Here is an 18,404-nt window from a genome sequence, read left to right on the forward strand (position 1 = left end):
CCTTCTCTCGCGCTGCGCGCGGGAAGGGGGACGCCGCCGCCAGCGCGGCGGGGCGGCCCTTGCGCGGCGGCCCTGGCATCGGCCGCGCCAGTTTCATACGGCCTGCACTGGGCCACCACTGACATGCGGCAGGTCCCGGGGGTCTCCCTGCAGCGCAAGCTGCTGCTGTGGCTGCTGCTGCCCCAGCTCGTGCTGTGGCTGTCGGGCGGTTTCCTGGCGTGGCGCATCGCGCTGCAGAACGGCGAAAAGGGCATCGACCAGACGCTGACCCAGTCAGTGCGCGCGCTGGCGCGGCAGATCAAGCCCATCGGCGACGGGCTGCTGGTGGATTTCCCCAAGGCCGCGCAGGACATCCTGGAGCAGGACCCGGCCGACCGCATCACCTACATGGTGTCGTCCCCGCCCGGCCGCTTCCTGCTGGGCAATGCCCAGCTGCCCGCGCCGCCGCCGGTGGAGGTGCGCGTGGGCGATCCGTACCTCTACCACGCGCGGGTGGACGACCGCCCCGTGCGCGTGGCGCTGCTCGATGTGGACTACGGCACGCCCCAGACACGGCAGACCCTGCGCGTGCAGGTGGCCCAGAGCCTCACGGTGCGCGAACGCATCGCGCAGGAGCTGCTGGAGCAGATGGTGTTCCCGATGGGGCTGATGGGGCTGGCGCTGAGCGCGGTGGTCTACGCGGGCGTGCTGCGCGGCCTGCAGCCGCTCAAGCGCCTGGAGGCCCAGATCGAGCAGGCCGGCGCCCGGCCCCAGGCGGGCACCACGCCCCTGCCGCCCATCGAGCTGACCTCGGCCCCCCAGGAGGTGCATTCGCTGGCCAGCACCATCAACCGGCTGCTGGAGACCGTGGCTCGCGGACAGCAAAAGGAAAAGCGCTTCCTCAACGATGCCGCGCACCAGCTGCGCACGCCGCTGGCGGGGCTCATCGGCCAGACCGAGCTGGCGCTGCACGAGAGCCATGAGCCCGCGGTGCAGGAGCGGCTGCACAAGGTGCTGTCGGCCGCGCAGCGCAGCGCCCACCTGGTGCACCAGCTGCTGCAGCTGGCGCGCTCGGAATCGAACGTGGAGATGCAGTCCATCGACCTGGCGGCGCTCGCGCGCGAGGTGGCCCGCGAATGGGCGGCCCGCGCCCTGGCGCAGGGCATGGACCTGGGCTATGAGGGCGACGACCAGCTGGCGGTGCAGGGCCACCCGCTGCTGCTGCGCGAGGCGCTCAACAACCTCATCGACAACGCGCTGCACTACGCGGGCGAAGGCGCCACCGTGACGGTGCGCGTGGGCCGCGAGGAGCCCGGGCGCTGGGCCCTGCTGGTGGTGGAGGACGACGGGCCCGGCGTGCCGGCCGAGCACCTGGGCGATCTGTTCGCGCGGTTCTGGCGGGGGTCGGACAAGGCGGGCGGGTGCGGGCTGGGGCTGTCGATCGTGGAGGAGATCGCGCTGCGGCATGGGGGCCGGACGGTGGCCGAGGGGGTGGTACCGAGGGGATTGCGGGTGGGGATGCGCTTGCCTGCGGGGTGAATTTTTAGGTGTTTTGGCTCCTGGCGCTTATCTATCAAGCGCTAGCAGCTATTGTTTTTATAGTTCACGCAGTGCCTGAGTGAAGGCGGAGGCCGGGGTGTGCGCCCGGCGGCGCAGTAACTTTCTCTTGGGTCGCCAAGAGAAAGTCACCAAAGAGAAGGCGACCCTGCTGTCTGCGACCCCTTCGCTGCGCTGCGGGGCAACCTGGGGTGCTCGGTCACGAGGTGCACCGCAGAACTCGCTGCGCGCCCCAGGCGCATCCAGAAGGAAACCCACGAATCGGACATTCCTTCGGACCATCGCTGCGCTCGGCCTCGCGGTCGCGGCGCGAAGCGCCCGCGCGTTCCGGGCCGAGCGAAGCAAAGGCCCGTGTGGCTGTTTGGCTGTTCGCTCCCCACCCCCATCTGGCTGCGCCTGCGGCGGGGCGGTTGCGGGGTGAGCATGGGCGTCGCAGCGCCCATGCCTCGTGCTCTGACTCGCCGTGGTTGTCCGAGCGGCGCGCCGCAGGCGCAAAGCGAGTTCCACGGCGCACCCCGCAACCGCACCGACGCAGGTTTGCCCCGCAGCGCAGGGGTCACAGACTGTGGGTCGCCTTTCTTTTGGGTACTTTTCTTTGGCGAAGCAAAGAACAAGTACCTCGCCCGCCGGGGCGACATCCCGGCCTCCGCCCTCAAACCAGGCACACAGTCAGATCAACACACAAACCCAGGCGCCTACAAGCGCAGTCCGAACGAGCAAAAGCTACAGAGCCACAAAAACCATAGTGGCCGGCACTTGCCACACAAGCGCCGGTCGCCAAAAACACTCAAAGCCGACTTCAAGCCGCCAGGATCAGCTTCTCCAGCTTCACCGCATCCGCCGCAAACGCCCGGATGCCTTCCGCCAGTTTCTCCGTCGCCATGGCATCTTCATTGAGCGCAAACCGGAACCCCGCCTCGTCATAGTTCACCGCGGGCAGGTCCAGCCCCTTCGCTGCGTCCGCATCGAGCGCGCGCTGCAGCGGCGCATCGCTGGCCGCCAGCTGGGCCAGCAGGTCGGGCGCGATGGTGAGCAGGTCGCAACCCGCCAGCGCCGTGATCTGGCCCACGTTGCGAAAGCTCGCGCCCATCACCTCGGTGGCGATGCCGAAGTGCTTGTAGTGGTTGTAGATCTGCGTGACCGACTGCACGCCCGGGTCGTTGGCCCCCGCACGCGCGGCCTCGTCCCAGCTGGCGCCGGCCTGCTTCTTGTACCAGTCGTAGATGCGGCCCACGAACGGCGAGATCAGCTGCACCTTGGCCTGGCCGCAGGCCACGGCCTGGGCGAACGAGAACAGCAGCGTGAGGTTGGTATGGATGCCCTTGCGCTCGAGCTGCTCGGCGGCCTGGATGCCTTCCCAGGTCGAGGCGATCTTGATGAGCACCCGGTCGATGTGGATGCCTTCGGCCTGGTACAGCTCGATGATGCGCTCGGCGCGCGCGACGGTGGCGCCGGTGTCGAAGCTCAGGCGCGCATCCACCTCGGTGGAGACGCGGCCCGGAATCGTGGCCAGGATCTCGCGGCCGAAGCGCACCAGCAGGCGGTCGATGATTTCATGAATCGGGCGGCCCCGGAACTGCGCCACGGTGTCCTGCAGCAGCGGTGCGTACTCCGGCTTTTGCACGGCCTTCAGGATCAGCGAGGGGTTGGTGGTCGCATCCTGGGGCTGGAACTGCGCCAGTTGCTTGAAGTCGCCGGTGTCGGCAACCACGGTGGTGAACTGTTTGAGGGCGTCGAGTTGGTTCGTCATGGTGTCATTATTCCGCATTGGCCAGGGCGCCATCGGTACTACCAACCACCGATACGCCGTGGGTGCCCAGGCTCAGCAACACGTCCTCGCCCACGGCGAGCACGTCGTCCAGGTCGGACGACACCACGAAGATGCCGCCCAGCGCCGTCTCGAAGGTGTATTCGTGCACTGCCCCCAGGTAGGCCGACTTGGCGAGCCGCGCCGGCAACAGGCCATCGCCCTGGCGGTGGATGCGCCAGGCCTCGGGGCGCACCGCCACCTTCACCGAACCGCCGTGCACCGCCATGCGCGGGCGCAGCGCCAGCGGCCCGAGCAAGACCGAGCCATCGGCTTGCGCAGTAGCCGGGAACAACATCGCCTCGCCCATGAAACCCGCCACGAATTCGCTGTGCGGCGTTTCGTACAGCGCGCGCGGCGAGCCCTTCTGCGCAATCAGCCCCTGCTTCATCACGATGATCTGGTCGCTCACGGCCATGGCCTCAGCCTGGTCGTGGGTGACATACGCCACCGTGAGCGACAGGCGCTGCTGCAGCGCGCGGATTTCCTCGCGCATCTCGCGGCGCAGGCGCGCGTCCAGGTTGGACAGGGGTTCGTCGAACAGCAGCACCTCGGGCTCCAGCACCAGCGCGCGCGCCAGGGCCACGCGCTGCTGCTGGCCACCCGACAGCTCGCTGGGCAGGCGGTCGTCATAGCCCACCAGGCCCACGCCACGCAGGGCCTCCACGGCCTTGGCGCGGGCCACGTCCTTGGAGAACCCCGACATGCGCAGGCCGTACATCACGTTCTCGGCCACATTCATGTGCGGGAACAGCGCATAGCTCTGGAACATCATGCTCACATTGCGCTGCGCGGGGCCGAGCGTGGTCACGTCCTTGCCGCCGATGAGGATCTCGCCCGCGGTGGGCGACTCCAGCCCCGCGATCATGCGCAAGGTGGTGGTCTTGCCGCAGCCCGAGGGCCCCAGGATGGTGGTGAGCGTGCCGCGCGGCACCTCAAAGCTGATGCCTTTGACCGCCAGGCCCGCGGACGGGTCGCTGCCGTAGCGTTTGGTGATGTTGCGGAACACGATGCCCGCATCGCTGTTGTTCATGGCGTATCTTCTTTTTGAAAGGTGTCAGTGCGCGGCGGCGGGTGCCGTGCGTGCAGCGCCCCGGCGGCCCAGCTTGCGCTCGCCGACGAGCAGTTGGATCAGGCCGATGGAGGCGGACATGAGCAGGATGAGCACCGTGCAGTACGCGAGTGCCACGCCATAGTCGCCATTGCCCACGCGGCCGATGATGTAGGTGGTGGCCAGCTCGTTTTCGGCCGTGACCAGGAAGATCACCGCGCTCACCGTGGTGATGGCGCGCACGAAGCTGTACACCAGCGCCGCGACCAGCGCGGGCTTGAGCAGCGGCAGCACCACGTGGCGCAGCGTCTGCACGCTGCCCGCGCGCAGCATGACGGAGGCCTCGTCCAGCGAGCGGTCCAGCTGCTTGAAGGCCGCCGTGCCCGCCCGCACGCCCACCGGCAGGTTGCGGAACATGAAGCACAGCACGATGATGAGCGCCGTGCCCGTGAGCTCGAACGGCGGCACGTTGAACGCCAGGATGTAGCTCACGCCCAGCACCGTGCCCGGGATGGCGAAGGCCAGCAGCGCCGCGAACTCGAACGCGCCCTGCCCCCGGAACTCGGTGCGCGCCAGCAGCCAGGCGATGCCGATGCCCAGCGTGGCCGTGAGCGGCGCCGAGATGGCCGCGAGCTTGACGGTGGTGAAGAAGGAGTTCCACGCCGTGCCCGCCCACACCACGCCGAACTGGCCCCACTCCACGCTGAACGCGGTGCGAAAGTGCACCAGCGTGATGGTGTAATCGCGCCCCCAGGTCTGCACGAAGCCGCCGGCCAGCGCGAACAGGTAGACGATGAGCGTGAAGGCCATCCACGGCAGCGCGATGGAATGCACCACGCGGCGCACGCCGGCGGGCAACGGCATGGCGATGCCCGCGTCGCCCTTGCCCGACACGGTGGTGAAGTTCTGCTTGCCCAGCAGCCCACGCTGGATGGCGAACACGGTGAGCGCGAAGAACGTGAGGATCCAGGCCAGCGACGCCGCACGCCCCTGGTCGTATTGCGCGCCCACGATGGCGAAGAAGATCTCGGTGGAGAGCACCGAGAACTGCCCGCCCACCACGATGGGGTTGCCGAAGTCGGCCATGCTTTCGATGAAGCCCACCAGGAATGCGTTGGCCAGGCCGGGCTTGAGCAGCGGCAGGGTCACGGTCATGAAGGTGCGGTGCGGGCTGGCGCGCAGGGTCTGCGCGGCCTCCTCCAGGCTGGGCGCCACGCCCTGCACCACGCCGCGCATGATCATGAAGGCGATGGGCGTGAAGGCAAAAGTCTGCGCCACCCACACGCCGAGCCAGCCATAGAACCAGCGCGACGGGGTGATGCCGAACGCGTATTCGAGAAACTGGTTGAACACCCCGGCGCGGCCGAACAGCAGGATGAGGCCCAGCCCCACCACGAACGGCGGCGTGATGATGGGCAGCAGCGCCACGATGTTCAGCGGCCGCGCATAGCGGCGCGAGGCGCGCTCGGCCATCAGCGCCATGAAGCTGCCCAGGAGCGTGGTGCTGGTGGCCGTCATCAGCCCCAGGAACAGCGTGTTCCAGGCCACGCCGCAGCGCTGGCCACCAGCCAGGCACGACAGGCCGAAGTTGCGCTCGTGCGCAATGCGCTCCCACACCACGGCCAGCGAGAATGGGCCGTCTTCGAGGAAGAACGCGGCCGACAGCGCCTTGAGCACCGGGAACACGATGAACAGCGCCAGCAGGCTGCCACAACCCAGCACAGCCGCTGCCACGAAGAGGTCGCCCTTGAAGAAGCCGCGCCGCGCGACGCCAAACGCCAGCAGCACCAGCAGCGCAGAGAGCACCACAAACCCGCCCCAACCCATGCCGGGCTGGCGCGCACCCAGTTCACCCAGACTGGTGTTCATCCACTCAAAGGCCCAGCCGCGTGCGCCAATCGCAAAACCGCTGAGCAACAGCGCCAGCAACCCCAGCGCGCCCCCTGCGGCCAGCACCGCACCCTGGGTGCGGCCGGCGGGAAGGCAGGCGCCCAGCCCGGCCACGGCCAAGCCGACCAGGCCCAGCCAGAGCCACGACCGGCCGAACAACGCCGCCTGCATCAGCCCGTTGGCCGCCTGTTCGCTGCTGAAGACCTGTCCCACCGCGAGCAGGCCGTTGGCATCCTGCTGCGCATACCAGGGAAATGCCAGATAGCCCAGCACGCCCACGACCCACCAGACCCACAGGGGCCGGTTGACCGAGGCGCTTCGCGCTGAGGTTCGAAAAGTTGCGTGCGCCGCCGCGGCTGCTGCCGACACCACCATCCCTCAGCGCGCAGCGTTCTGCACGTCTTTTTCCCAGCGCGCGATCAGGCGGCGGCGCTCGGCGCTCGCGCCGTACTTGGCGTAGTCGTAGTTGATGAGCTTCATCTTGGCCGGGTCGGTCATGCGCGGGTCCTTGGGCACCTGCGTGTTGCTGGGCAGCTGGAACTGCTTGGCCGCCAGGCCGAACTGCTGCCCCCCGGGCGTGAGCGCCCATTCGTAGAACTTCTTGGCCGCCTCGGTGTTCGGGCCGTTCTTGACGATGCTCATCGAGCCCACCTCGGCGCCCGTGCCTTCCGAGGGCGTGATGGACCCGACGGGAAAGCCGTTGACCGCCTCGGTGGTCACGTCGTGCACGAAACTGATGGAGACCGTGGTCTCGCCCCGCGCCGCGGCCTTGACCGGCGCCGTGCCCGAGCGCGTGTAGGTGCTCACGTTGGGGTGCAGGGCCTTGAGGTACTCGAACGCCTTTTCCTCGCCCATGATCTGCACCAGCGTGGCGATCATGGTGTAGGCCGTGCCGCTGGAGGCCGGGTTGGCCATCTGCACCTCGCCCTTGAACTCGGGCTTGAGCAGGTCGGCCCACGACTGCGGCGGGTTGAGCTTGCGCTTGGCCAGCAGCTCCTTGTTGTAGCCGAAACCCAGCGGGCCCAGGTACACGCCCACGGTGCGGTATTTGGAATCGGTGGCCTGCTTCTGCGCCCAGGGGTAGAGCTGAGCGAGCTGCGGCGATTTGTATTCGAGCGTGAGGCCCTGCTCGGCCGCCTGCAGGTGCGGGTCGCCCGTGCCGCCGAACCAGATGTCGGTCTTGGGGTTGGCCTTCTCGGCATTGAGCTGGGCCAGCGCCTCGCCCGATCCCTTGGCCGTCATGTTGACCTTGGTGCCGGTGGTCTTGGCGTACACCGTGGACATCAGGTTGCACCACTCGGCCTGCACCGAACAGATGATGTTGACCTGGCCCTGGGCCCAGCTGCCGCAGGCCGCGGTCGCAAGGGCCGCTCCGGCCAGCAGGTTCTTCAGCAGAGGTTTGCGCATGAAAGGCTCCTAGGTATCGGGATTACGTGATGCAAGGATGCTATTGCCGCGGCCCTGGCCGGGTCAGGGGGGAACCCCGCAGGCATGGTGCAAGCAGGATGAAAGGCAGGGCCAGCCCCCTCCCCGTGGCGTTTGGAACCAAGTTACATTAGGCGAACATGCGGCACCGCCATCCCCGGCGGCGCCGCCGACCACGAGCCCGCCCATGCCCGCCCTGTCTTGCTCCCCGTCGATGCGCCGCCTTGGCCCGCCCGGCTGCCGGCGCCACTGACACGCCTTTACCGACATGCTCGACCGCATCACCGCCTCCCTGCCCTCGCTGGCCCCCGCCGAACAGCGGGTGGCCAAGCTGGTGCTCACCGACCCCCGCGCGTTCGCACGGCTGCCCGTGCGCGAGCTGGCCGAGCGCGCCCACGTGAGCAAGCCCACGGTGGTGCGCTTTTGCCGCAGCATGGGCTATGACGGGCTGGCCGATTTCAAGCTCAAGCTCGCGGGCAGCGTGAGCGAGGGCGTGCCCTTCATCCACCGCAGCGTGGATGCGGATGACAAGACGGGCGACGTGCTGGTGAAGGTCGTCGACAACGCGGTGGCCGCCTTCCTGCAGTACCGCAACGCGGCCAGCACCGTGGCCATCGAACGCGCGGCCGAGGCGATTGCCGCGACCTGGAAGACGGGCAAGCGCATCGAGTTCTACGGCGTGGGCAATTCGGGCATCGTTGCGCAGGACGCCCAGCACAAGTTCTTCCGCCTGGGCGTCACCTCCATCGCCAGCAGCGACGGCCACATGCAGGTGATGAGCGCCACCTTGCTGGGCCCGGGCGACTGCGCGGTGATCATCTCCAACTCGGGCCGCACGCGCGACCTGATGGACGCGGCGGACATCGCGCGCAGGAACGGCGCGACCACCATCGTCATCACGGCCAGCGGCTCGCCCCTGGCCAGCACCTGCCAGATCCACCTGGCCGCCGACCACCCCGAGGGCTACGACCGCTACAGCCCGATGGTGTCGCGTCTGATGCACCTGCTGATCATCGACGTGCTGGCGACCTGCGTGGCGCTGCGCATCGGCAGCTCGCTGCAGCCCATCCTGCAGCAGATGAAGGAAAACCTCCGCGCCAAGCGCTACGCGTAGGCGCCCTGCCGCCCGCAGGATCCGCCACCCTCGGGACATCGGCCCCTGCGTGCCCAGAACCGCCGGCCACCGCCGGCCCGGCCGCGCCGACGGCACACCCTCTGTACCGGCCGGTGCCCGGATGGCTGCCGCTACAGCGGCGTGCACATGGCCGAACAGCCCGGAGTGCCATCACAGACCTCCCCGCCGTTGACGACCCCGTCACCACAGTACCCGCCCGTCAGGCTCAACGGCGCCGTGCAGGAGGCGTTGCAGGCCATGCAGGAAGCGCTGCCATAGGGGCAGCTGGTCTCCGTCACGTTGTTGCCGTCGTCACAGACCTCGGCGCCGTTGCGTATGCCGTCGCCGCAGAAGGCGCCCGTGAGGCTCAGCGTCGCCGTGCAGGTGGCGTTGCACCTCATGCAGGTGGCGGTGCCGTCCGGACAGCTGGTTTCCGTCACGTTGTTGCCGTCGTCGCAGACCTCGGCGCCGTTGCGTATGCCGTCGCCGCAGAAGGCGCCCGTGAGGTTCAGCGTCGCCGTGCAGGTGGCGTTGCATGCCTGGCAGGTGGCCGTGCCGTCCGGGCAGCTGGTCTCCGTCACGTTGTTGCCGTCGTCGCAGACCTCGGCGCCGTTGCGAGCGCCGTCGCCACAAAACTGGCCGGTCAGGCTCAGCGTTGCCGTGCAGGTGGCGTTGCAGGTGGTGCAGGACACGGTGCCATAGGGACAGCTGGTCTCCGTGACGGCATTGCCGTCATCGCAGACCTCGGCGCCGGTGCGCACCCCGTCGCCGCAGACGTTGGCAGCCGCCACCTCGACCGTCGCCACGCCCCACCCTCCGGGGGTCAGCCGGTTGTGCGCGCGGTACTCGAAGCGGTAGGTGCCGGGGAGCGTGGGCGGCCCCACGGTGAATCCACCATCCGCCGCCACCGTCAGCGAGTTGCCCGCGAACGCGACCACCCCGCCCGCCGGCGTGTTGGAGACCGCGCCTTGCACGCGGAACTCGCGGACCTGCAACGGCGGGGAACCAGGCGCATCGTTGGACAGCAGGCCCGGTGCGGGCACGGACAGCGGGGCACCCACGGTGGCGGCGAACGGCCCATCGTCCAGCGGCGCGCCGTCCCGCACGCCGAGGTCCAGGTCATAGCGCAGCTGCAGGGTGCTGCCTTCCAGCCGCGCGTAGACGGCCGCGATCTGGTGCGGGCCGGTGGTGGAAGCCGTCGCCACGGGCGGCGTACCGCCCCAGTCCGACGGCGACCCGTCGCGCACGATCGCGGCCCAGGCCAGGCTCACCACGAGCAACAGGCACAAGGTGGCGCCGGTGGCCGCATAGCGGCGAACGCGGGCAAAGCGGTAGGTGGCAAAGACCAGCGCACAGGCCACCAGCAGCAGGCCGGCCCCGCCCAGTGCGGGCACGGCCACGGCAGCTGCCGCCGCCGCGGCCAGATGGATCGGCGAACCGCCGCTGCCATCAGCCGACAACAGGGCGCTGGGCGGCGCGCTGCCGTCGGTGGTGCTGGCGACGAATCCGAGCCGCACGCCGGACGCCGCCGCACTCACCAGCTGTGCATAACTTTCGACAACGTCCGTGTGCATGCCGGCGGCAGCGACACCCAGAGGCCAGTGCAAAGGCGCGCTGGGCACGAAGCTGGGGTCGGCCACCAGCACTCCGCTCTGGCAGACCTCTCGGGCGACATCCCCCACCGGCTCGGCCGCCAGCAGGTCGATGCGGGTGATGGCAACCTGATCCACGCCCCCGAAGGCCCCGCCCGGAGTGGCGACGGTACAGCCGGTCGCGGGGTTGTTGTCGCTGTCGATCAGCGTGCGGATCTCCGTGGCGGCATGGGCGGGCGCTGCATGCGCCAGGGAGGCAACGGCCAGCACAGCAACCACGGCATGGAGAAGGCCCCGGCCGCCGCGCAACCAGGGCGACCGCCAGAGCACGGTCAATTGTTGAAAAACAATGCGGCGCGCAGAGCGCAGGCGCGTCGCAAGCATGAGAGCGAGCATGGATTCAGAAAAGAAAGGGGTGGACGAGGCCGGTTTCCCCAAAGGGACGCGGTAGCGATCCGGCTCTGCAACATCTGGTAATAAGACATCATACGAACCACTTGCTAACCCACCAAGCGCAATTTGGCAAGCGCGGAGCCCACAGCCACCGACGCCTGGTACGCACCGCCGGGGCGACCGCGGGTGCCGCCCACAGGTCGCTGCGGGGCCGAGGCCCCGGCAGCCGGCGTCGGGGGTGTTCCATGGCGCCAAGCCAGGTACTCCCGGCAAGGCGCACACCAGCCAGTTTGACGGCCAGATAGGCCCTCAGCGCTTTCCCATCAAGCGCAAGCAGCTATAAATTCAGGAGCAATCTCTCAGATCCGCCCCTCTTCCACCGCATGGCAGGCGATCCGGATGCCGCCAATGCTGAGCAGCTGGGGCCGTTCGGCGCGGCAGCGGTCGTTCACGTGCGGGCAGCGCGGATTGAAGGCGCAGCCGGGGGGCGGGTTCAGCGGGTTGGGCACCTCGCCCTGCACCGGCGTGCGCGCCTTGCCGGTGTCGTGCATCTTGGGGATGGCATCGAGCAGCATGCGCGTGTAGGGGTGGCGTGGCGTATCGAACAGCGTGTGCTTGTCGGCCAGTTCCACCAGGCGACCCAGGTACATCACGCCGACCTGGTCGCTCACGTGGCGCACCACGGCCAGGTTGTGGCTGATGAACAGGTACGTGAGCTGCCGCTCGCGCTGCAGGTCCTTCATGATGTTGAGCACCTGCGCCTGCACCGACACGTCGAGCGCCGAGGTGGGCTCGTCGCACACCAGGAACTCGGGCTCGGTGGCCAGGGCGCGCGCGATGGAGATGCGCTGGCGCTGGCCGCCGGAGAACTGGTGCGGGTACTTGACCATGTCCAGCGGCGACAGGCCCACGGACTTGAGCAGCTCGCCCACGCGGGCCTTGAGCTCGACCTTGTCGGTGATGAGGCCGTGCTCGCGCAGCGGCTCACCGATGATGTCCTCGACCAGCCAGCGCGGGTTCAGGCTGGCATAGGGGTCCTGGAAGATCATCTGGATGCGCCGGCGCATGGCCTGGGCATCGTTGCCCTTGAAGGCGGCGTGCGCGTCCTGGCCGTCGAAGGTGAGGCCGCCGCGTGTCGGCTCGTACAGGCCCACCAGCAAACGGGCCACCGTGCTCTTGCCGCAGCCCGATTCGCCCACCAGGGCGAGTGTCTTGCCCCGTTCGATCTCGAAGCTCACGCCGTCGACCGCATGCAGCAGCGTGCGGGGCTTGCGCTCGATGACGCGGTTGAGCCAGGGGGCGGAGACATCGAAAGTCTTGGCCAGATCGTGCGCCTGCACGAGGGGCCGGCCTTGGGCGGCGACGGGGGCCTTGCCTGCGGCGGCGGTGGTGGCGGTGGTCGTAGTGCTCATGCGGCCACCTCGGCGTTTTTCATCGTGGCGCCGGCGTGCAGCCAGCAGGCGGCGCGGGTGGAGCCCGCATCCATCAGGTCGGGACGTTCGGTCATGCAGCGGTCAAAGGTCTTGGGGCAGCGCGGGTTGTAGGCACAGCCCTTGGGGATGGCATTCAAGCGGGGCATGGCCCCGTCGATCTGGTTCAGGCGCTCGCGGTCCACCGCCATGTCAGGGATGGAGGCCATCAGGCCGCTGGTGTAGGGGTGCGATGGCTTGTTGATGACGTCGTGCACGGGGCCGATCTCGGCCACGCGGCCGGCATACAGCACGGCCACGCGGTCGCAGGTCTCGGCGATCACGCCCATGTCATGGGTGATCAGCATCACGGCGGCACCGCGCGATTTGCAGATGTTTTTCAGCAGCGTGATGATCTGCGCCTGGATGGACACGTCGAGCGCCGTGGTGGGCTCGTCGGCCACGATGAGCTTGGGCTCGGCAGCCAGGGCCAGGGCGATCACCACGCGCTGGCGCATGCCGCCGGAGAACTGGTGCGGGTAGTGGTCGATGCGCTCCGCCGCCGCCGGAATGCCGGTGTCCTGCAGCAGCGCGATGGCGCGCTGGCGGGCCTCGGCGGGCGTGACCGGCAGGTGGGCCAGGATGGTCTCGGTGAGCTGGCGGCCCACGGTGTACAGCGGGTTCAGCGAGGTCAGCGGGTCCTGGAAGATGGCGCCGATCCGGCGGCCGCGGATGTGGCGCATTTCCTCGTTGCTGAGGTTGTCGATGCGCTGGCCCTCCAGCAGGATCTGGCCGGATGCCACGCGGCCCGGAGGCTCCAGCAGGCCGATGATGGCGGCGCCGGTGAGCGACTTGCCCGCGCCTGATTCACCCACCACACCCAGGATCTCGCCGGGTGCAATGGAGAAGGAAATGTCGTCCAGGGCGCGCAGGGTACCGCGGCGGCCCGGGAATTCGACAACGAGGTTTTTGACTTCTAGAAGGCTCATGGGGATATCGCTTTTCTTGTTCTTGTTCAGCGCAGGCGCGGATTGAGGGCATCACGCAACCAGTCGCCCAATAGATTCACGGAAAGAGCAATCAGCACCAGCATGGCACCGGGGAACACGGTGATCCACCATTCGCCCGAGAACAGGTAATCGTTGCCGATGCGGATCAGCGTGCCCAGCGACGGCGATGTGGGCGGCGCGCCCACGCCCAGGAAGGACAGCGTGGCCTCGGTGATGATGGCGGTGGCGACCTGGATGGTGGCCAGCACGAGCACCGGGCCCATCACATTGGGCAGCACGTGCTTGCGCATGATGCGCAGCGACGAGACGCCCGTCACGCGCGCGGCCTGCACGTACTCCTTGTTGCGCTCCACCAGCGTGGAGCCGCGCACGGTGCGTGCGTACTGCACCCAGCCCGTCAGCGAGATCGAGATGATGAGCACGCCAAAGGCCAGCGACTCGTGCGCGTTGGGAAACAGCGCGCGGCCCACACCGGCAATCAGCAGGGCGACCAGGATGGCCGGAAACGACAGCATCACGTCGCACAGGCGCATGAGCACCGCGTCGATCCAGCCGCCGCGAAATCCCGCCAGCAGGCCAAACGCCACGCCCACCACCACCGAGAGCAGCACCGACGCGATGCCCACGACGAGGGAGATGCGCGCGCCGTAGATCAGCGCGGAAAGGATGTCGCGGCCCTGGTCATCGGTGCCCAGCGGGTATTTCATGGAGCCTTCGGCGCTCCAGGCCGGGGGCAGCCGCGCATCGCTGAGTTCGAGCGTGGCCAGGTCAAACGGGTTGTGGGGCGCGACCCATCCGGCGAACACCGAACAGAACACGCAGATCAGCGCGATCGCTGCGGCCAGCATGGCCACCGGCGATGTGCGGAAGCTGTAGCCAACATCGCTGTCGAGCCAGCGGGCAAGGGTAGTTTTCATTGTGGGAACCAGTAAACAGGCACCACCGCCAGGCCCGGGTAGCGGCCTCGCGGTGGTGTGGACTTTCAAAAGAACCGGTTGTCGTTTCTCTTGATTCTTTTGCGACGATCTAGGTACGAAATCTTCTGACCGCTTACTTGCCGATGGTCATCCACTTGAAGTACATGAAGTTGTCGGCCATCTGCACGAGCTTCACGTTCTTGTTCACGCCCCAGGCCAGCGCCTGCTGGTGCAGCGGCAGGTGGCCGATGTCGGCGCTGTGCAGGTCGAAGGCTTCCTTGATCATCGCGTCGCGCTTGGCCTTGTCGGTCTCGACCAGCACCTTCTTCGTCAGTTCATCGAGCTTGGGGTTGCAATAGGCGCCCAGGTTGAACTGGCCGGCACCGCCCTTGTCGTCCGGGCAGATCATGAGCGCGTTGAGCGCGTTGTGCGCGTCGTAGGTCGTGGGCGTCCAGCCCAGCATGTAGAAGCTGGTGTCGCGGCGCAGCACCTTGGGGAAGTAGGTACCCTTGGTCTCGGCCTGCAGGTTGATCTTGACGTTGATGCGAGAGAGGTTGGCGGCCACGGTCTGGCAGATGCGGCCGTCGTTCACGTAGCGGTCGTTCGGGCAGTTCATGGACACTTCGAAGCCATTGGGGTAGCCGGCTTCCACCATCAGCTTCTTGGCGGCTTCGACGTCGTACGGCAGGCGCTTGGTCTCGGGCTGGAAGCCGTTGATGCCAGGGCCCACCATCAGCGCGGAAGGGTTGGAGGCGCCGCGCATCACGGTCTTCTTGATGCCGTCGATGTCGATGGCCTGGTAGAAGGCCTGGCGGACGCGCTTGTCCTTGAAGGGGTTCTTGCCCTTCACGTTGGAGTACAGCAGCTCGTCGCGCTTCTGGTCCATGCCCAGGAAGATGGTGCGCAGCTCGGGGCCGGTCACCGCACGCGTGTTGGGGCTGTTGTTGACACGGTCGATGTCCTGCACCGGCACGGGCTCCATCACATCCACTTCGCCCGACAGCAGCGCCGCCACGCGCGTGGCATCGTTGGCGATGGGCGTGAACACCACTTCGGTCACGTTGCCCTCGATCTTGCCCCAGTAGGAGCCGTTGCGCACGAACACCGAGCGCACGTTGGGCTGGCGCTCGCGCAGGCGGAAGGGGCCTGTGCCGTTGGCGCGGAACGAGGCAGCGTTCTCGATGCCCTTGCGGCGGTCGACGGGCATCACGGCCTGGTTGGTCTCGCACCACTTCTTGCTCATGATGTAGGAGGTCGTGATCACGTCGGGCAGGATGGGCTGCGGCGCCATGGTTTCGATCTCGACGGTGTGATCGTCGATCTTGCGCACCTGCTTGATGTCGCTGTTGGTGGCCTTCATGTCCGAGCCCTCGCCCTTCATGCGGCCAAAGCTGAACACCACGTCGTCTGCGGTGAACGGGGTGCCGTCATGGAATTGCACGCCCTTGCGCAGCTCGAATCGCCACACGGTGGGTGCGGTTTGCTTCCAGGCCGTGGCCAGCGCCGGCGCCAGGCTCAGGTCCTTGTTGCGGCCGACCAGCGGTTCGTACACGTTGCTGGTCACGCTCAGCTGGAGCGATTCGTTGAGCGAGTGCGGATCCATGGAGAGCGCATCGCCCTGGTTGGCAATTCGGATGGTCTGCGCATTGGCGACCATGCTGGTTGCGGCCATCGCGGCAAACAGTGCGGCAAGGGCGGCTTTTTTCTGGAATTTCATGGAAATCTCCTCGTAGTGAAAAGGGGTGCGAAAGGTGGTGGATCCAGGGATTGGATGCTGGCGTTGCGCGAAGGGGACGCAGCCCTCAGGGCACCGCCAGGGGCATGGACTGCTCGATCAGGCTCGCATGCAATGCGGAGCCCAGCGGCAGGATGTCGTCGTTGAAGTCGTAGCGGCTGTTGTGCAGCGCACTGCCGCTGGCGCCGGTACCCTGGCCGATGCGCAGGTAGGCGCCCGGGCGGGTCTGGAGCATGAAGGCGAAGTCCTCCGCGCCCATGCTGGGCTCCAGGTCGCGCACCACGTGGTCCGCGCCCAGCAGGGATTCGGCCACGTCGCCCGCGAAGACGGCCTCGCTCTCGCTGTTGATCGTGGCCGGGTAGATGCGCTCGTAGTGCACCGTGGCATTGGCTCCAAAGCCCAGAGCAATCGCGTTGCACAGTTCCTTGAGGCGCTTTTCCACCATCTCCTGCACCACGGGGTCGAACGTGCGCACGGTGCCCACCAGGGTGGCGGAGCCGGGCAGCACGCTGAAGGCGCCCAGATCGCCTGCCTGCGCGGCGCAGATGCTGACCACGGCACTTTCGATGGGGCGCACGTTGCGCGACACGATGCTCTGCGCCGCCGTGATGATGTGCGCGGCCACCACCAGCACGTCCACCGTCTGGTAGGCATGCGCGCCGTGGCCGCCGCGCCCCGTGATCTCGATGGTGAAGCGGTCGGCCGCCGCCATCATGGGGCCCGGGTTGATGCCCACGGTGCCGGGCTTCATGGCCGGCCAGTTGTGCATGGCATAGATGGACTGCACCGGGAACCGGTCGAACAGGCCGTCTTCCATCATCACGCGGGCGCCCGCCAAGCCCTCCTCGCCTGGCTGGAACACGAGCACGGCCGTGCCGTCGAAATTGCGGGTCTCGGCCAGGTAGCGCGCCGCGCCCACCAGCATGGCGGTGTGGCCGTCGTGGCCACAGCCGTGCATGAGGCCGGGCTTGCACGACTTCCAGGAGAAGTCGTTGTGCTCTGCCAAAGGCAGTGCATCCATGTCGGCACGCAGGCCCACCATGGAGCCGCTGGAGGTGCTGCGGCCGCGGATCACCGCAACGATGCCCGTGCGGCCGATGCCGTCGTGGATCTCATCCACGCCGCACACCTTGAGCGCCTCTTTCACGCGGTTGCCTGTATAGATTTCTTCAAAGCCCAGCTCGGGGTGGGCGTGCAGATCGCGGCGCAGGGCGGTCAGCTCCGGATGGAACTGCGCGATGTGCGCAAACGCCCGGCCACCCGCTTTGTATCGGAGCGACTGCATGTCAGACGCCCGGAAAGCTCGTGCAGCGCCAGCAGCCGGCAAAACCGGCGCGGCCCAGGCCAGTGCTGCCGCGCAAGGGCCGCCCCGCCGCGCTGGGAGCACCCCCCCTCCGGGGGGATGGCGCGAAGCGACTCAGGGGGGAGCTCATTCAATGGCCTCCTGCCTTGCCCACGCGCAGACGGGGGTCCACCGCGAAGTACAGCAGATCCACCACCAGGTTGATCACCACGAAGATCAGCGCGATCAGGCAGAGGTACGCCGCCATCACAGGAATGTCCGCAAAGGTCACGGCCTGGATGAACAGCAGGCCCATGCCGGGCCACTGGAACACGGTCTCGGTGATGATCGCAAACGCGATCAGGCCGCCCAGCTGCAGGCCGGTGATGGTCATCACGGGCACCAGCGTGTTCTTGAGCGCGTGCCCAAAATGGATGGCGCGATTGGACAGGCCCCGGGCCCGCGCGAACTTGATGTAGTCCGTGCGCAGCACCTCCAGCATCTCCGCGCGCACCAGCCGCATGATCAGCGTGAGCTGGAAGATGGCCAGCGTGATAGCGGGTAGCGTGATGTGGTGCCAGCCCTTGGCCTTGAGCAGGCCGGTGCTCCACCATCCCAGCTGCACCACTTCCCCGCGGCCAAAGCTCGGGAACCAGCCCAGGGTCACCGCAAACACCAGGATCAGCAGGATGCCGATCAGGAAGGTGGGCAGCGACACGCCGAGCAGCGAAAGCGTCATGAACATCTGGCTGGTGAAGGTGCCGCGCTTGAGCGCCGCATACACGCCCATGGGCACGCCGATCACCAGCGCCAGCACCGCGGCGACCAGCGCCAGCTCCAGCGTGGCGGGGAAACGCTCGGCAATGAGGCGCGAGACCTTGGCACCCTGGCGCAGGCTCAGGCCGAATTCGCCTTGCGCCGCATTCACGAGAAAGTGCCAGAACTGCACGAAGAAGGGTTTGTCCAGGCCGAGGGAGGCACGCAGCTCCCGGATCTGTTCAGGGGTGGCATCCTGTCCGAGCAGAAACACCACGGGATCTCCCACGTACTGGAACAGCATGAAGGAGATGAAGGCCACCGTGACCATGACAATCACAGCCTGTATCAGGCGGCGCAATATAAAGGCAAGCATCGGGAAGTCGAGTGAGTGTTCGATAAAAGCACCGCGGCCACTTTTGATGGCAGGGGCACTGACTGGCAATACGTCGTCGTCAAACTGAATCAAGGAGAGCAAGGGCCTCGA

The 18,404-nt window shown here is 67.5% G+C and carries 13 protein-coding genes; 2 read left to right on the plus strand and 11 right to left on the minus strand.

The window, feature by feature from the left end; genetic code table 11:
- Positions 1–123 precede the first annotated feature (123 nt).
- Positions 124–1,518, plus strand: coding sequence for a sensor histidine kinase (locus AC07OD_RS08200; RefSeq protein ID WP_218293333.1), 1,395 nt, complete (start codon positions 124–126; stop codon positions 1,516–1,518).
- A gap of 817 nt (positions 1,519–2,335) precedes the next feature.
- Here the strand turns inward: AC07OD_RS08200 and tal are convergent.
- Genes tal through AC07OD_RS08220 form a run of 4 tightly spaced genes read right to left on the minus strand, consistent with a single transcriptional unit; the run spans position 2,336 to position 7,691 of the window.
- Positions 2,336–3,286, minus strand: a complete 951-nt coding sequence (gene tal, locus AC07OD_RS08205) for a transaldolase (protein WP_218340421.1) — start codon at positions 3,284–3,286, stop codon at positions 2,336–2,338.
- 7 nt (positions 3,287–3,293) lie between these two features.
- Positions 3,294–4,376, minus strand: a complete 1,083-nt coding sequence (locus AC07OD_RS08210; RefSeq protein WP_494596074.1) for an ABC transporter ATP-binding protein — start codon at positions 4,374–4,376, stop codon at positions 3,294–3,296.
- A 24-nt stretch (positions 4,377–4,400) separates the two neighbouring features.
- The gene (locus tag AC07OD_RS08215; RefSeq protein ID WP_494596076.1) at positions 4,401–6,659 is read right to left on the minus strand and encodes an ABC transporter permease; all 2,259 of its coding nucleotides are present in this window, start codon (positions 6,657–6,659) and stop codon (positions 4,401–4,403) included.
- Between the two features lie 3 nt (positions 6,660–6,662).
- A complete protein-coding gene (locus tag AC07OD_RS08220; protein WP_218340423.1) occupies positions 6,663–7,691 on the minus strand; it encodes an ABC transporter substrate-binding protein in 1,029 nt (342 codons plus the stop codon).
- Between the two features lie 286 nt (positions 7,692–7,977).
- On the opposite strand from AC07OD_RS08220, the gene AC07OD_RS08225 reads away from it, so the two are divergent.
- Positions 7,978–8,823 carry a MurR/RpiR family transcriptional regulator gene (locus AC07OD_RS08225; RefSeq protein WP_218293328.1) on the plus strand — a complete coding sequence of 282 codons (846 nt, stop codon included), beginning with the start codon at positions 7,978–7,980 and terminating at the stop codon, positions 8,821–8,823.
- A gap of 131 nt (positions 8,824–8,954) precedes the next feature.
- Here AC07OD_RS08225 and AC07OD_RS08230 read toward each other — a convergent pair whose 3' ends face one another.
- The 7 genes from AC07OD_RS08230 to AC07OD_RS08260 all read right to left on the minus strand — a co-directional run bounded on the left by AC07OD_RS08230 (position 8,955) and on the right by AC07OD_RS08260 (position 18,293).
- Positions 8,955–10,811, minus strand: a complete 1,857-nt coding sequence (locus tag AC07OD_RS08230) for a hypothetical protein (protein ID WP_494596078.1) — start codon at positions 10,809–10,811, stop codon at positions 8,955–8,957.
- A 356-nt stretch (positions 10,812–11,167) separates the two neighbouring features.
- A complete protein-coding gene (locus AC07OD_RS08235) occupies positions 11,168–12,220 on the minus strand; it encodes an ABC transporter ATP-binding protein (RefSeq protein WP_218293326.1) in 1,053 nt (350 codons plus the stop codon).
- Complete coding sequence (locus tag AC07OD_RS08240) at positions 12,217–13,206, minus strand: ABC transporter ATP-binding protein (protein WP_494596080.1); 990 nt, start codon at positions 13,204–13,206, stop codon at positions 12,217–12,219. Before AC07OD_RS08240 ends, AC07OD_RS08235 begins: the two co-directional genes overlap by 4 nt.
- A gap of 26 nt (positions 13,207–13,232) precedes the next feature.
- Positions 13,233–14,144, minus strand: a complete 912-nt coding sequence (locus AC07OD_RS08245; protein ID WP_494596081.1) for an ABC transporter permease — start codon at positions 14,142–14,144, stop codon at positions 13,233–13,235.
- 133 nt (positions 14,145–14,277) lie between these two features.
- Complete coding sequence (locus AC07OD_RS08250; protein WP_218293323.1) at positions 14,278–15,861, minus strand: ABC transporter substrate-binding protein; 1,584 nt, start codon at positions 15,859–15,861, stop codon at positions 14,278–14,280.
- Positions 15,862–15,946: 85 nt separating this feature from the next.
- On the minus strand, positions 15,947–17,164 hold the full coding sequence (locus AC07OD_RS08255) for a M20 aminoacylase family protein (protein WP_218293322.1): 1,218 nt from the start codon (positions 17,162–17,164) through the stop codon (positions 15,947–15,949).
- A gap of 148 nt (positions 17,165–17,312) precedes the next feature.
- Entirely contained in the window at positions 17,313–18,293 is a 981-nt protein-coding gene (locus tag AC07OD_RS08260; RefSeq protein WP_218293321.1) for an ABC transporter permease, read from the minus strand.
- Positions 18,294–18,404 lie beyond the last annotated feature (111 nt).

Source organism: Acidovorax sp. GW821-FHT10E03, from assembly GCF_059415205.1.

Excerpts from the sequence above, each read along its gene's own strand:
- AC07OD_RS08255 (WP_218293322.1), bottom strand. The coding sequence starts at position 17,164 with ATGCAGTCGCTCCGATACAAAGCGGGTGGCCGGGCGTTTGCGCACATC.
- AC07OD_RS08220 (WP_218340423.1), bottom strand. The coding sequence starts at position 7,691 with ATGCGCAAACCTCTGCTGAAGAACCTGCTGGCCGGAGCGGCCCTTGCG.
- AC07OD_RS08235 (WP_218293326.1), bottom strand. The coding sequence starts at position 12,220 with ATGAGCACTACGACCACCGCCACCACCGCCGCCGCAGGCAAGGCCCCC.
- AC07OD_RS08210 (WP_494596074.1), bottom strand. The coding sequence starts at position 4,376 with ATGAACAACAGCGATGCGGGCATCGTGTTCCGCAACATCACCAAACGC.
- AC07OD_RS08260 (WP_218293321.1), bottom strand. The coding sequence starts at position 18,293 with ATGCTTGCCTTTATATTGCGCCGCCTGATACAGGCTGTGATTGTCATG.
- AC07OD_RS08240 (WP_494596080.1), bottom strand. The coding sequence starts at position 13,206 with ATGAGCCTTCTAGAAGTCAAAAACCTCGTTGTCGAATTCCCGGGCCGC.
- tal (WP_218340421.1), bottom strand. The coding sequence starts at position 3,286 with ATGACGAACCAACTCGACGCCCTCAAACAGTTCACCACCGTGGTTGCC.
- AC07OD_RS08230 (WP_494596078.1), bottom strand. The coding sequence starts at position 10,811 with ATGCTCGCTCTCATGCTTGCGACGCGCCTGCGCTCTGCGCGCCGCATT.
- AC07OD_RS08250 (WP_218293323.1), bottom strand. The coding sequence starts at position 15,861 with ATGAAATTCCAGAAAAAAGCCGCCCTTGCCGCACTGTTTGCCGCGATG.
- AC07OD_RS08245 (WP_494596081.1), bottom strand. The coding sequence starts at position 14,144 with ATGAAAACTACCCTTGCCCGCTGGCTCGACAGCGATGTTGGCTACAGC.
- AC07OD_RS08215 (WP_494596076.1), bottom strand. The coding sequence starts at position 6,659 with ATGGTGGTGTCGGCAGCAGCCGCGGCGGCGCACGCAACTTTTCGAACC.
- AC07OD_RS08225 (WP_218293328.1), top strand. The coding sequence starts at position 7,978 with ATGCTCGACCGCATCACCGCCTCCCTGCCCTCGCTGGCCCCCGCCGAA.
- AC07OD_RS08200 (WP_218293333.1), top strand. The coding sequence starts at position 124 with ATGCGGCAGGTCCCGGGGGTCTCCCTGCAGCGCAAGCTGCTGCTGTGG.